The sequence below is a fragment of the Pseudomonas sp. p106 genome (assembly GCF_003936645.1).
GTDB classification, from domain to species: domain Bacteria; phylum Pseudomonadota; class Gammaproteobacteria; order Pseudomonadales; family Pseudomonadaceae; genus Aquipseudomonas; species Aquipseudomonas putida_E.
This window is the reverse complement of record NZ_RHQR01000007.1, coordinates 231,842-244,714: the sequence shown is the minus strand read 5'-3', so window position 1 is coordinate 244,714 and position 12,873 is coordinate 231,842. Positions and strand designations below refer to the sequence as shown.

The 12,873-nt window shown below is 61.7% G+C and carries 12 protein-coding genes; 4 read left to right on the top strand and 8 right to left on the bottom strand.

Annotated elements, in window-relative coordinates:
- Positions 1–90: 90 nt before the first annotated feature.
- The 5 genes from groL to EGJ09_RS11820 all read right to left on the bottom strand — a co-directional run bounded on the left by groL (position 91) and on the right by EGJ09_RS11820 (position 4,719).
- Positions 91–1,731, bottom strand: coding sequence for a chaperonin GroEL (gene groL / locus EGJ09_RS11840; RefSeq protein ID WP_046784872.1), 1,641 nt, complete (start codon positions 1,729–1,731; stop codon positions 91–93).
- Between the two features lie 48 nt (positions 1,732–1,779).
- On the bottom strand, positions 1,780–2,073 hold the full coding sequence (locus tag EGJ09_RS11835) for a co-chaperone GroES (protein ID WP_009395550.1): 294 nt from the start codon (positions 2,071–2,073) through the stop codon (positions 1,780–1,782).
- Positions 2,074–2,314: 241 nt separating this feature from the next.
- Positions 2,315–2,776, bottom strand: coding sequence for an FxsA family protein (locus EGJ09_RS11830; RefSeq protein ID WP_115273651.1), 462 nt, complete (start codon positions 2,774–2,776; stop codon positions 2,315–2,317).
- A gap of 66 nt (positions 2,777–2,842) precedes the next feature.
- Positions 2,843–3,574 carry a HugZ family protein gene (locus EGJ09_RS11825; protein WP_125923886.1) on the bottom strand — a complete coding sequence of 244 codons (732 nt, stop codon included), beginning with the start codon at positions 3,572–3,574 and terminating at the stop codon, positions 2,843–2,845.
- Positions 3,575–3,708: 134 nt separating this feature from the next.
- Positions 3,709–4,719 (bottom strand): DUF481 domain-containing protein, encoded by a 1,011-nt coding sequence (locus EGJ09_RS11820; RefSeq protein WP_046784869.1) that lies wholly within the window; start codon positions 4,717–4,719, stop codon positions 3,709–3,711.
- A 152-nt stretch (positions 4,720–4,871) separates the two neighbouring features.
- On the opposite strand from EGJ09_RS11820, the gene EGJ09_RS11815 reads away from it, so the two are divergent.
- Positions 4,872–5,225 carry an MGMT family protein gene (locus EGJ09_RS11815; protein WP_125923885.1) on the top strand — a complete coding sequence of 118 codons (354 nt, stop codon included), beginning with the start codon at positions 4,872–4,874 and terminating at the stop codon, positions 5,223–5,225.
- A gap of 43 nt (positions 5,226–5,268) precedes the next feature.
- Positions 5,269–6,816, top strand: coding sequence for an AmpG family muropeptide MFS transporter (locus EGJ09_RS11810; protein WP_039603670.1), 1,548 nt, complete (start codon positions 5,269–5,271; stop codon positions 6,814–6,816).
- A gap of 62 nt (positions 6,817–6,878) precedes the next feature.
- Here EGJ09_RS11810 and EGJ09_RS11805 read toward each other — a convergent pair whose 3' ends face one another.
- The 3 genes from EGJ09_RS11805 to EGJ09_RS11795 form a co-directional block, all read right to left on the bottom strand.
- A complete protein-coding gene (locus EGJ09_RS11805; RefSeq protein ID WP_125923884.1) occupies positions 6,879–8,123 on the bottom strand; it encodes an MFS transporter in 1,245 nt (414 codons plus the stop codon).
- Between the two features lie 221 nt (positions 8,124–8,344).
- Positions 8,345–9,187: a mechanosensitive ion channel family protein gene (locus EGJ09_RS11800; protein WP_125923883.1), complete on the bottom strand. Its 843-nt coding sequence runs from the start codon at positions 9,185–9,187 to the stop codon at positions 8,345–8,347.
- Positions 9,188–9,299: 112 nt separating this feature from the next.
- Positions 9,300–9,785 (bottom strand): YajQ family cyclic di-GMP-binding protein, encoded by a 486-nt coding sequence (locus EGJ09_RS11795; RefSeq protein WP_046784865.1) that lies wholly within the window; start codon positions 9,783–9,785, stop codon positions 9,300–9,302.
- Between the two features lie 102 nt (positions 9,786–9,887).
- Between EGJ09_RS11795 and EGJ09_RS11790 the strand changes: the two genes are divergently transcribed.
- Both EGJ09_RS11790 and EGJ09_RS11785 read left to right on the top strand, forming a co-directional pair.
- Positions 9,888–10,805, top strand: a complete 918-nt coding sequence (locus EGJ09_RS11790; RefSeq protein ID WP_125923882.1) for a putative 2-dehydropantoate 2-reductase — start codon at positions 9,888–9,890, stop codon at positions 10,803–10,805.
- A 37-nt stretch (positions 10,806–10,842) separates the two neighbouring features.
- Positions 10,843–12,873: an ATP-binding protein gene (locus tag EGJ09_RS11785; protein WP_115273647.1), complete on the top strand. Its 2,031-nt coding sequence runs from the start codon at positions 10,843–10,845 to the stop codon at positions 12,871–12,873.

Below are 12,873 nucleotides of genomic sequence, written 5' to 3'. Positions count from 1 at the left end.
GCTGGTGGAAATTCAGCGAAGTTGACGCAAACGAAAAAGCCCCGGTTCTCACGAACCGGGGCTTTTCCTGTTACAGGGGGTGAGGCTGGCTTACATCATGCCGCCCATACCGCCCATGCCGCCCATGTCTGGCATGCCGCCAGCTGGCTTGTCTTCCGGCAGGTCGGCAACCATGGCTTCGGTGGTGATCATCAGACCGCCGATCGAAGCAGCTGCTTGCAGGGCCGAACGGGTGACCTTGGCTGGGTCAAGGATACCCATCTCGATCATGTCGCCGTATTCGCCGGTAGCGGCGTTGTAGCCGTAGTTGCCCGAACCTTGCTTGACCTTGTCGGCCACAACGCTTGGCTCGTCGCCGGCGTTGGCAGTGATCTGGCGCAGCGGCGCTTCAACAGCGCGACGCAGCAGGGCGATACCGACGTTCTGGTCTTCGTTGTCACCTTTGAGGTCGACAATGGCGCCCAGGGCGCGAACCAGAGCAACACCACCGCCAGGCACCACGCCTTCTTCGACGGCTGCACGGGTAGCGTGCAGGGCGTCTTCAACGCGGGCTTTCTTCTCTTTCATTTCAACTTCGGTGCCAGCACCGACCTTGATCACGGCAACACCGCCAGCCAGCTTGGCCAGGCGCTCTTGCAGCTTCTCACGGTCGTAGTCCGAAGAGGTCTCTTCGATCTGGGCACGGATCTGCTTGACGCGTGCTTCGATGTCGGCGTCCACGCCAGCACCGTCGATGATGGTGGTGTTTTCCTTGGACAGGATGACGCGCTTGGCGTTACCCAGGTGCTCCAGGGTGGTGGTTTCCAGGGTCAGGCCGATTTCTTCGGAGATGACCTGGCCGCCGGTCAGGACGGCGATGTCCTGCAGCATGGCCTTGCGACGGTCGCCAAAACCTGGTGCCTTGACTGCAGCAACCTTGACGATGCCGCGCATGTTGTTGACGACCAGGGTAGCCAGGGCTTCGCCTTCGACGTCTTCAGCAACGATCAGCAGTGGGCGGCCGGCCTTGGCAACAGCTTCCAGAACTGGCAGCAGCTCACGGATGTTGGAGATTTTCTTGTCGACCAGCAGCAGCAGCGGGCCTTCCAGCTCGGCAACCATGGTGTCCGGCTTGTTGACGAAGTACGGCGACAGGTAGCCGCGGTCGAACTGCATGCCTTCTACGACGGACAGTTCGTTTTCCAGGCCCGAACCTTCTTCAACGGTGATCACGCCTTCTTTGCCGACTTTTTCCATGGCTTCAGCGATGATTTCGCCGATGGAGTTGTCGGAGTTGGCGGAGATGGTGCCAACCTGAGCGATGGCCTTGGAGTCGGCGCATGGCTTGGACAGGTTTTTCAGCTCGGCGACGACAGCAGCGGTGGCCTTGTCGATGCCGCGCTTGAGGTCCATCGGGTTCATGCCGGCAGCGACGGCCTTCAGGCCTTCGTTGACGATGGCCTGAGCCAGAACGGTCGCGGTGGTGGTGCCGTCACCGGCAGCATCGTTGGCCTTGGAAGCGACTTCCTTGACCAGTTGGGCGCCCATGTTTTCGAAGGCGTCTTTGAGTTCGATTTCTTTGGCGACGGAAACGCCGTCCTTGGTGATGGTCGGCGCGCCGAAGCTCTTGGCCAGGACCACGTTGCGGCCTTTCGGGCCCAGGGTCGCTTTTACCGCGTCAGCCAGAACGTTGACGCCAACCAGCATTTTTTTACGGGCGGAATCGCCGAATTTTACGTCTTTAGCAGCCATGATCGTTTAATCCTTGAAATTCTTTGGAGTAACGGGAAGTCGGGGAAATCAGCCTTCGACAACGGCGAGGATTTCGTTCTCGCTCATTACCAGCAGGTCTTCGCCATCGACTTTCACGGTGTTGCTGCCCGAGTAAGGGCCGAAAACCACTTTGTCACCCACTTTGACGGCCAGCGCACGTACTTCGCCGTTGTCCAGGATGCGACCGGTGCCGACGGCGACAACTTCGCCACGGTTTGGTTTTTCAGCGGCCGAACCCGGCAGGACGATACCGCCAGCGGTTTTCGATTCTTCTTCGCTGCGACGGATGACTACGCGGTCATGCAGAGGACGAAGCTTCATTGTCGATCTCTCCCAATTTGTGGTTTTCATCGGCCGGTGTCGACACCGGCGGGTTGATGCGGTCCGGCGTTGCCGGGGGTGGCCCGCGACGGGCGAACCACCTGTGTATTGTCTGGCGTTGCCACCAGAAACCTTGCGGTGACCACATACATGAGGCCGGCATGATCAATTACAAGGCTTGCTGCAGAAAATTTTTCAACGAGCAGAAAAGCTTGGGGCCGCAAAGCGGCCCCGGGGATGTCTACTTGTCGCGACGTTCGTATTCGCCTTCGATCACATTGGGCCGATGGCCGCTGTCGCGCGGCTGTGCCTGAGAGGGGTCGTCCTGGAACGCGCGCTGGCGCATGGCCTGGGCCTCGGCACGCTGACGCATCTTGCGTGCGGCCAGATGGCGGGTGAAGGGCAACAGGCAGAGCAGGCCCAGCACGTCACTGATGAAGCCCGGAAGCAGCAGGAGGCCACCGCCCACCGCCAGCATCATGCCCTGGAACATGTCCTCGGCGGGCAGTTCGCCACGCTGCAGGCTTTCACGGGCACGCAAGGCGGTGGCCAGGCCGGCCACACGCATCACCAGCACACCCAAGGCGGAACCTGCGATGATCAACAGCAGCGCCGGGAAGAAACCGATGGCTGAGCTGACCTTGACGAAGACGAACAACTCCAGCACAGGGAAAAGCAGAAACAGCAGTAGAAAAACACGCATCAAGGATTCCTCGACGGAAGACTATCTTCCTTTAAGACCATCAGATGGATGCGTGCGCTCGGTTTTTCAAGCTTCGACTTCTGTCGCGGCCGGCCATTGGTCGGCGCGCGCCAGTAAAACCAAGGCCTCGCGAACTTGTGTCGGCGTATTGCAATTGCTTGGGAAAGCCAGCCAATGGATACCTTGGCCTATGCGCAGGTGCATGCCTTCGCTGTCGATGCCGACCATCTGCGCTGGCGCGCTACGCGGCAGGTCGCTCAATTCGACGTAGTGGGCGATGGCGTTGGCATGATCGCTGTTCATGTGCTCGATCATGCTGGCCTCCGCCTTGCCGGCGAAGGGGTTGGCCAACGTCACCTGATCGAGCCAGTGGATCGCCCCGAAGCCACCTATGTAACGATGGCGCACCGGCTGCAGCACCCAGAAGTCGAAATCGTGCGCCTTGTGATAGTTGGCGGCATCGGGAAAGTAACGGTAATAGCGCTCGGCAGCGGCGTCGACGGCAGCCTCATTGACCAGCTTGTGCGCCTCGGCCATGATCGTCAGGCGGCCAACGGCCTGCACGTCCTCGGCTTCCCGCTCCCCCACCAGCAAGGAGCACTTGGGGTCTTTCTGCAGGTTGTGGGTGTGCTGGGCGATGCGGCTGATGAGGATCAGCGGGTTGCCCTCGGCATCCAGGCAGTAAGGCACCACAGAACCGAAAGGGAAGCCAGGCATGGACTTGGAATGGGTCGAGAGTACACCGCGGTACTCCTTGAGCAGCAGTTCCCGGGCGGGGCGGATGGCCTTCTGACTCACGTCTGACTCCTCGACAGGTGGCTATTGGGTTGCAAGCTACCTGTAAGCTTCAAGCTTCAAGCTGCAAGCTGCAAGAAAAAGCAGGAGCGAGGCGCCATGCCACTCGCTTTTAGCTTGCAGCTTGAAGCTGACCCCTACCAGGTCACGCCAAAGCCTGCGGTATAGCGCGTCTTGTCCAGGTCACTCTCACGCGTGCCGGTGATGATGTCTTTTTCTGCCTTGAGATTGAGCGAGGCCCATTCGGTCACTTTGTAGCGCAGCCCCACCTCGGCATCCAGCGAATAGTCGGCAACGCCCCCCAGCGGCTTGGCGAACTCACCGTTGGTGAACAGCTGGACATTCTTGCCGATCAGGTAACGGGTGTAGTCCCACTTCACCGCCGCCGAATAGAAGTTGTCCTTGCCGCCATTCTGATACTCGAAGTCGGTGCGGTTGATCAGTGAACCGAGCGAGAACGCACCCAGTTCGTCATCCCAGAACTGGTAACCGGGGCCGGTACCCACGGTGCGCTGACGCGCCAGATCCTCGATGTGATCCCGCTTGTACTCAAGACGCCCCTGCCAGAACCATTTCTCGGTGATGAAGCGATCGAGCGCATACTCTGCGCTCCAGTTGTTGGTCGTGGTGACGTCGTCCTTGGTCTCGCGGTTGTACTCGCCTTCGGCGTTGTGCCGCCAACGGCCATGACGGGCCGTGGTCTTGAAACCGATGTCATAGTCGTCGGTATCGTTCTCGGCACGCTGGTAGTCCAGCGCGGCATCGATATTGCCTTTCCAGACCAGGTCCTCGACCACAGGCTTGGGCTTCATGATCTGCTCGATGCTGGCAAGCTCTACAGTCTTGGGCGTCTCACCGTTGGCCAGGGTCACCTTGCCAGGCTCGGCGGCCTTCAACGACTTGGCCCGCTCGCCGTTGTAGGCGTCCTGCTTGACCAGCAGCTCCTGGTCGCTCTCCAGGGTCTGGACCTGCTTCCAGTCCAGCGAAATAGAACCACCGTATGGGGTTTCCAGCAGCAGCTTGCCACCATCGAAGACCCGAATCTTGCCGCTCAAGCGGTCACCGTTCTTCATCCACACGGTGTCGGCGAACGCAGGAGCAGCGCACAGGGAAGCGGTCAACAGGCACAGCAAGGATCTAGAATGCATAAGCGAAATACAGGTTCGATTAGACGAATGAGCCGGGCATTATCCGGATGCGGACGACCAGAGCAAGGAAAGACCCACCACTATGGCGTTGAGTTCAATACGCATTTGCCGTGACCACTGGTCCGGTTTCACTTCAGGCCAGGGCTGCCGGGATGTCTGAGGCACATGAGTACGCGCTGCAGACGCCCGAGGCCCGACGAACGGCGCTTTATTCAGTGTTGGGCCAGGTGCCAGCAGGCAAGGTGGTCAGCTACGGCCAGCTCGCCGAATTGGCGGGCCTTGGCCGAGCGGCGCGTTGGGTTGGAAAGGCCCTCGGCCAGCTTCCTGCGGACACCCGTCTGCCGTGGCACCGTGTACTGGGTGCCGGCGGTCGTCTGAGCCTGGCGCTGGGGACTCCCTCGGGAGATGAACAAAGGGCGCGGCTGCGTGCGGAGGGCGTGAATGTAGCCAATAATCGTGTGGATATGATGCGCCATGGCTGGCGCCCAATGGAGCACAGCGGTTAGAGTGCGCGTTTTGTTTTCGCAAACTTGAGGCAGATGTTGGCCCATGCCCCGTAAAACCTGGCGCGCTGCGCTCGCTGCCTATGCCAGCCCGTCAACCCTGGTGCTTCTGCTGCTCGGCTTTGCTGCCGGTCTGCCCTACATGCTGGTGTTTTCGACCCTGTCGGTGTGGCTGCGCGAAGCTGGCGTGGCGCGCGAAACCATTGGCTATGCCAGCCTGATCGGCCTGGCCTATGCCTTCAAATGGGTATGGTCGCCGCTGCTCGATCAATGGCGGTTGCCGCTGCTGGGTGGGCTGGGTCGCCGGCGCTCGTGGCTGTTGCTGTCACAGGCACTGGTGGTGATCGGCCTGGTGGGCATGAGCCTGTGTGACCCTCAGCAACATCTGTCGTGGCTCATCGCTTTGGCCGTGCTGGTCGCGTTCGCGTCTGCCACCCAGGACATCGCTGTCGATGCCTATCGCCTGGAGATTGCCGACGATCAACGCCAGGCCGCCCTGGCCGCAAGCTACATGGCCGGTTACCGGATCGCTGCGCTGCTCGCCACTGCTGGCGCCCTGTTCTTTGCCGAATGGTTCGGCTCCACCGGTTTCAGCTACCTGCACAAGGCCTGGGCCGGCACTTACGTACTGTTCGGCGTGATGATGCTGCCTGCGCTGTTCACCACGCTGGTGATGCGCGAACCTCCCGTACCATTGCGCACCCAGTTGTCGGCAGCGCGCTATGGGCTTATTCACCAGTTGGCCTCGGTGTTTGTGCTGATCATCCTGCTGGTGTCGGTACCGGCTAGCTTCACCCAGCTGTTTAACACCGACTGGGCCAGCGTCATCTTCGGCGATGCCACACCACTGGACCTGCTGCTCGAAGACCGCGCCTTCTTGCGTCTTATCCTTTATGTGCTGCTGAGTTGGGCGTGCCTGTCGAGCATGGGCCGTCGCGGCCTGGCGCCAGTGCTGACGCCAGTCAACGACTTCATCACCCGCTATCGCTGGCAGGCCCTGCTGCTGCTGGGCCTGATCGCCACCTATCGGATGTCGGACACGGTGATGGGCGTCATGGCGAACGTGTTCTACATCGACATGGGCTTCACCAAGGACCAGATTGCCAGCGTCAGCAAGATCTTCGGCCTGATCATGACCTTGGTGGGCGCAGGTGCAGGTGGGCTGCTGATCGTGCGCTTCGGCATACTGCCGATCCTGTTCATTGGCGGTGCAGCCTCGGCGGGTACCAACATCCTGTTCCTGATGCTGGCCGACATGGGGCCAAATCTTCAGATGCTGGTGGTCACCATTTCGCTGGACAACTTCAGCTCGGGCCTGGCGACATCGGCATTCGTCGCCTACCTGTCGAGCCTGACCAACCTGAAGTTCTCGGCCACGCAATATGCCCTGCTCAGCTCGATCATGCTGCTGTTGCCACGCCTGATCGGCGGCTATTCGGGGGTGATTGTCGAGAAGTTCGGTTATCACGACTTCTTCCTGATCACCGCCCTGCTGGGTGTACCGACCTTGATCCTGATCGCCTTGCAATGGCGACAGGAAGCGGGCCGCGGGAAACAGGCACCGGTGGAGAACTCGGCAACCGAGCAGCCCTGAGGGAGACTCGCGGCCTGTACCCGCCCCATCGCAGGCATGCCGGCGATGGGGCCAGGCAATCGCTACTGAGCGACAGCACCCTCATCAGGCCGGCCACCGACCACAAACCACAACGGCCAGAGCGCCAGCGCCCCCGCTACACCTGCCGCCAAGGCAAAGTGCATCAAGCTCGCCCCCGCCCCGATCATCGCCATCAGCGCCCCGCCCAAGCCCAGCAAGGCGATGGTGATCATCCCCAGCATCGCAGACACCAAGCCTTTGCTCTGATCGCTGGAGAACAGTGTCATGCGGTACAGCACCGCATTCGCCACGCCCAGGCCCAGCGCATACAGCGACATGCCCGCCACCACGCTGGTCACGGTGGGCCAGTACCAGGTGGCAAGCACCATCAGGCACAAACCTGCCAGGTATGGCCACAGCGCACCGCGCACCAGCGCCGGCAGCGGATAGCGGTCAGCGATCCGGTTGATGATCAGGTTGCCCAGGATCAGCCCACCGAATACCGGCAACTGCCACAGGGCGTATTCCATCGTGCTGAGCCCCTCGTCGTGGATCAGCAATACCGGTGACAGGCCGATCCAGCCGATCAGCGGCAGGCCCACCAGGCCCAACGCCGCGCTGCCGGCGACGAAACGCCGGTTGGCCAGCAGCTGGCCATAGCCCGCCAGTAGCGGCAGCAGGTGGATCGGCGTGAACGCCAGGCGTGAGCCGTCGCGCCGCTCCACGCCCAAGGTCTCGGGCATCAAGCGGTACAGCAGCCCCCACACCAACACAGCGCCAACGGCGAACGCCACGAACAGCCAGCGCCAGTCCAGCCATTGCAACATCAGGGTACCCACCAGCGGGCCGAGCAGTGGCGACAGCAAGGCAATATTGGCCAGCAACGCCATCATCCGCACCGCATCGGCCTCGCTGAACGCTTCGTTCAGGGCCGGGTAGCTTACCGTCACCACAAAGCCCAGGCCGATGCCTTGCACTAGCCGCAGCAGGTTGAAAAGGCCAATGTCCTGCACCCAAAAGGTGGCCAGGCAAGCCGCACCAAAGAGCGCGCAACCGGCCAGCAGCAGTGGACGACGACCATAACGGTCGGCCAGCGGGCCGATCAGCCACTGCAGCAGCACACCACCGAGCAGGTACAGGTTCAACGCGTGAGGGATGTATTCGGGGCTGGCGTTCAGATGGTCGACCACCACCGGCATGGCTGGCATGACGGCGTCGCTGGCCAGGTAGGTCAGCAGTTCGAACAAGGCCAGGGTCAGGCCGAACAACAGGGCTCTGAGAGGGGTGATGTACAGCAATGGTTTCATGGTGGGGTATCGGTGCAGAGGCAGGTGGGGTCAGGCTATATGCCAGAAATGACGCGGCTTGGCTGTGAACAAGTGTAAATACAAGGGGCCGCTGCGCGCCCCAATCGCCGGCAAGCCGGCTCCTCCAGGCTCACTGCAAGCATCAGGCGCAGTGCATACCTGTTAGAGCCGGCTTGCCGGCGATTGGGCCGCACAGCGGCCCCTATGTTGCAACCCCAGCGTTACTGCGCGGCAGGCTCCTGAACCACACGAATCACCCGCTGCGGGAACGGGATATCGATTCCTTCGGCCTTCAAGCGATCACGCGCCTGTTCATTGAGCATGAACATCACATCCCAGTAATCGCTGGTCTTGGTCCACAGGCGCAAGGATACGGTGATAGAGCTGTCACCCAGGGTCGCCACCACGGCCTGCGGCGCCGGGTCGGGCAACACGCGAGGGTCCTGCGCAAGCTCCAGCAGTACGTTGCGGGCCTTCTGTAGGTCGGCCTCGTAATCCACACCTACGTCGAACACCACCTTGCGCGTCGGCTGGCGGTTGGTATTGGTGATGATGCCGTTGGACAGGCTGCCGTTAGGCATGATCACTGTCTTGTTGTCACCGGTGCGCAGCACAGTGTGGAAGATCTGAATGCTGTCTACTGTTCCCGCCACACCCTGCGCCTCGATCCAGTCGCCGATGCGGAACGGGCGGAACATCAGGATCAGTACGCCACCGGCGAAGTTCGCCAGGCTACCCTGCAGGGCCAGGCCGATGGCCAGGCCGGCGGCACCGATGGCAGCGACGAAGGAGGTGGTTTCGATGCCGATCATCGAGGCCACACTGACCAGCAGCAGCACCTTCAGCACGATGTTGGCCAAGGTGCTGATGAAGCCCTGCAGCGCCAGGTCGGCGTTACGCAGACCCACCAGTTTGCCCAGGCGGGCGCTGACCTTGTTGATGATCCACCAGCCGACCGCCAGGGTCAGCAGTGCCAGCAGCACACGGCTGCCGTACTCCATGATCAAAGGGATCCAGGTCTGCGATTGGCGGACCAGCTGATCGACTTCAGCGTTCAAATCCATGTTCATCTCCTGATGCCGAACGGCAAGTACACGGTAAAACCGGCCGCGAAAAATTCAGCGGCCATGGCCCCCATGGACATCATTGCGCCATCGGGGTTCCTGGCAACAAGGATCAGTCGCGGAAGTTGTTGAACTGCAGCGGCATGTCGAACTCTTTGGCACGCAAGGCAGCAATGGCCTCTTGCAGGTCATCACGCTTCTTGCCGGTCACGCGCACCTGCTCACCCTGAATGGCAGCCTGGACCTTGAGCTTGGCATCCTTGATGTGGGCGACGATCTTCTTGGCCAGCTCTTTGTCGATGCCTTCGCGGAACTTGGCCTCCTGCTTCATTTCCTTGCCCGAGGCGTAGGCGTCTTGGGTTTCCAGGCATTTCACGTCGATCTTGCGCTTGACCAGCGCCAGGCGCAGGATCTCGATCATCGCTTCGAGCTGGAACTCAGCCTCGGCAGTCAGCAGCACGGTCTGTTCCTTTTCCTTGAACTCGAAGCTGCCCTTGCCCTTGAGGTCGTAACGACGGTCGAGCTCCTTGATGGCGTTTTCGACGGCGTTCTGCACTTCGTGCTTGTCCAGTTCCGATACCACGTCGAACGAAGGCATGGTTGTTCTCCATAAAATAAAAGCGCGCTCGGTCTGAAGATGGAGCGCGTCGAGGTTTGAAGGTTAAAATGCGGGCTTATTATAACGGGTTGCGAAACGCAGATGAGCAGCACCTGGCATATTCTCGGCGCCGGTAGCCTCGGCACCCTCTGGGCTTGCCGGCTGGCACGTGCCGGCAAGGCGGTGCGCCTGATTCTGCGCGATCGGCAGCGGTTGCTGGCCTATGAACAGGCTGGCGGCCTGACGCTGGTCGAACAGGACCACGCCAATCATTACGCGATCCCTGCCGAAACAGCCGATACCAACGGGCCGGTGCACCGCCTGCTGGTGGCTTGCAAGGCCTACGACGCAGCACCTGCGATCGCACGGCTGGCCCCGCGCCTGGCCGCTGGCGCGGAAATCGTGCTGCTGCAGAACGGGCTGGGCAGCCAGGACGAAGTCGCCGATCAGGTACCGCTGGCCCGCTGCATCTTCGCCTCCAGCACCGAGGGCGCATTCCGCGAGGACGACTGGCGGGTACGCTTTGCCGGCCACGGCTTCAACTGGCTGGGCGACCCGGCCAACCCCGCGGCGCCAGAGTGGTTCGACGAGCTCCATGACGCCGGTATCCCGGCTGAATGGACCGTCGACATACTTACCCGCCTGTGGCGCAAGCTCGCGCTCAATTGCGCGATCAATCCGCTGACCGTGCTGCATGACTGCCAGAACGGCGGGCTGCTGGGGCACCTGAGCGAAGTCGATGGGTTGATCGCCGAACTCGGCGAACTGCTGGGCCGCTGCGGTCAACCCGAAGCTGCCGATAATCTGGGCGAAGAAGTACAACGGGTGATTCTCGCCACGTCAGCCAACTACTCTTCGATGTATCAGGATGTGCGCGCAGGCCGGCGTACCGAGGTGCATTACCTGCTTGGCCATGCCTGCCGCTCAGCCGCGCGCCATGGCATGGTGCTGCCTGGGCTGGAACGCCTGCACCAGCGGCTGGTCGATAACCTGCGTGCACGTGGCTTGCCAAGCGCCTGACGCGCCCTTTCAACCGGATACGGACATTGCCTAGCCCATGACCTTGCGCCAACGCCTGGAAAACCTCCCGGTCGGGCAGAAGCTGCTGGCCGCCCTGCTGGTACTGCTGGTGACCATCCTGCTGGTGGCCAACCTGACGTTCATCAGCGCCGCCTACTGGATCACCCAGGAAAGCATGGCGCCGCAAGCGTTGCAGACCATCGGCCGCCTGGTCGCCAACCCTCAGCTGGCAGCACGCGCCGGCGAATCCCAGGACACTGCCACGGCGCTGCTCAAAGAGCTGGACAGCTATACGCCGCTGCGCGCTGCGGCGGTCTATGGTGGCGATGGTCGCATGCTGGCCCAATTGCAACATGGCGACCCGCTGGCCCTGCCCAAGCGCTATCGAAACATCGACGGCTGGCGCCTGATGGAATTTCGCAGCACCCAACTGATCCGTATCCCCCGTGATGCCAGCCCGCCCGCGCACCTGCTGCTGGTGGCCAGCAGCGAACTGCCAACCGCGTTCTACACCGGCACCCTGAGCGCCAGCCTGGCGATCCTGGTGTTCAGCATCCTGCTATGGCTGGTCATCGCCCGGCAGATCAAACGCCTGATCACCCAGCCGATCAATCAGCTCGAAGAACTCAGCCGCCAGGTCACCCGTGAAGAAAGCTACGCGCTGCGTGCCAAAAGGGGCAACGACGATGAGATCGGCAGCCTCGCCGACGCTTTCAACACCATGCTCTCGCGCATCGAGGCGCGCGAGCAGCAACTCAAGCGCACCCGCGACGAATTCCAGGACGCTTACGATCAGGCCCAGGGCCTGGCCGAGGAAACCCGCCACACCAACCGCAAGCTGGAACTGGAAGTCCAGGTGCGCAGCAAGATCGAGAAAAAGCTCACGGGCTTTCAGAACTATCTCAACAGCATCATTGACTCCATGCCCTCGGCGCTGATCGCCCTCGACGAGCAGCTTTATGTCACCCAGTGGAATCACGAGGCCACGGTGCTCTCCGGCACGCCGCTGGACGAAGCGCTGAACCAGCCGATCTTCATCGCTTTCGAGCCGCTCAAGCCGTTCCTGCCGCAGCTCAAGGAAACCGTGGAAAAACACCGTGTCGCCAAGATCGAGCGGGTCACCTGGGCCAAAGGCGACGACCTGCGCCATTACGCCCTGACCTTCTATCCACTGATGGGTGGCGGCGGCCGCGGCGTGGTCATCCGCATCGACGACATCACCCAGCGCCTGTCGCTGGAGGAAATGATGGTGCAATCGGAAAAGATGCTCTCGGTCGGTGGCCTGGCGGCCGGCATGGCACACGAAATCAACAACCCGCTGGGCGCGATCCTGCACAACGTGCAGAACATCCGCAGGCGACTGTCGCCGGAGCTGCCGCGCAACCAGGAGCAAGCCAGCGAGCTGGGCATCGACCTGCCCAGCGTCAATCGCTACCTGGAAAGCCGCGAGGTACCGCAACTGCTCGATGGCATTCAGCAGGCCGGTGCCCGGGCGGCCAAGATCGTCACTCATATGCTCAGTTTCAGCCGCCGTAGCAACCGCCAACTGGCGCCCTGCGACCTGCCGGCATTGATCGACCAGGCCGTGGAAATCGCCGGTAACGACTTCGACCTGACCATCGGTTTCGATTTCAAGGGCCAGGCCATTGTCCGCCAGTTCGACCCCAACCTGGGGCCGGTGCCGTGCACCGCCAACGAGCTGGAGCAAGTGCTGCTGAACCTGCTGAAGAATGCCGCCCAGGCCATTCACCAACGGCCTCAGCCCAGCGAGCCAGGAAGGATCACCTTGCGTACCCGGCTCAGCCCGCCGTGGGCCGAGATCCAGGTCGAGGACAACGGCGTCGGCATGCCCGAAGCGGTCCGCAAGCGCACCTTCGAGCCCTTCTTCACCACCAAGGAAATCGGCCAGGGCACCGGGCTCGGTTTGTCGGTTTCCTACTTCATCATCACCAATAACCACAAGGGGCAGATGGAAGTGCAGTCCACGCCCGGCCAGGGCACCTGCTTCACCCTGCGCCTGCCCCTCGGCCAGCCGTCGGCAGCGGCCCCGAACCAGACGGAGACATGA

What these genes read in the sequence shown, in the direction of transcription:
- EGJ09_RS11790 (WP_125923882.1), top strand. Translation starts at nt 9,888, where the DNA reads ATGAGCAGCACCTGGCATATTCTCGGCGCCGGTAGCCTCGGCACCCTC.
- EGJ09_RS11795 (WP_046784865.1), bottom strand. Translation starts at nt 9,785, where the DNA reads ATGCCTTCGTTCGACGTGGTATCGGAACTGGACAAGCACGAAGTGCAG.
- groL (WP_046784872.1), bottom strand. Translation starts at nt 1,731, where the DNA reads ATGGCTGCTAAAGACGTAAAATTCGGCGATTCCGCCCGTAAAAAAATG.
- EGJ09_RS11830 (WP_115273651.1), bottom strand. Translation starts at nt 2,776, where the DNA reads ATGCGTGTTTTTCTACTGCTGTTTCTGCTTTTCCCTGTGCTGGAGTTG.
- EGJ09_RS11815 (WP_125923885.1), top strand. Translation starts at nt 4,872, where the DNA reads ATGTCTGAGGCACATGAGTACGCGCTGCAGACGCCCGAGGCCCGACGA.
- EGJ09_RS11810 (WP_039603670.1), top strand. Translation starts at nt 5,269, where the DNA reads ATGCCCCGTAAAACCTGGCGCGCTGCGCTCGCTGCCTATGCCAGCCCG.
- EGJ09_RS11835 (WP_009395550.1), bottom strand. Translation starts at nt 2,073, where the DNA reads ATGAAGCTTCGTCCTCTGCATGACCGCGTAGTCATCCGTCGCAGCGAA.
- EGJ09_RS11805 (WP_125923884.1), bottom strand. Translation starts at nt 8,123, where the DNA reads ATGAAACCATTGCTGTACATCACCCCTCTCAGAGCCCTGTTGTTCGGC.
- EGJ09_RS11785 (WP_115273647.1), top strand. Translation starts at nt 10,843, where the DNA reads ATGACCTTGCGCCAACGCCTGGAAAACCTCCCGGTCGGGCAGAAGCTG.
- EGJ09_RS11800 (WP_125923883.1), bottom strand. Translation starts at nt 9,187, where the DNA reads ATGGATTTGAACGCTGAAGTCGATCAGCTGGTCCGCCAATCGCAGACC.
- EGJ09_RS11820 (WP_046784869.1), bottom strand. Translation starts at nt 4,719, where the DNA reads ATGCATTCTAGATCCTTGCTGTGCCTGTTGACCGCTTCCCTGTGCGCT.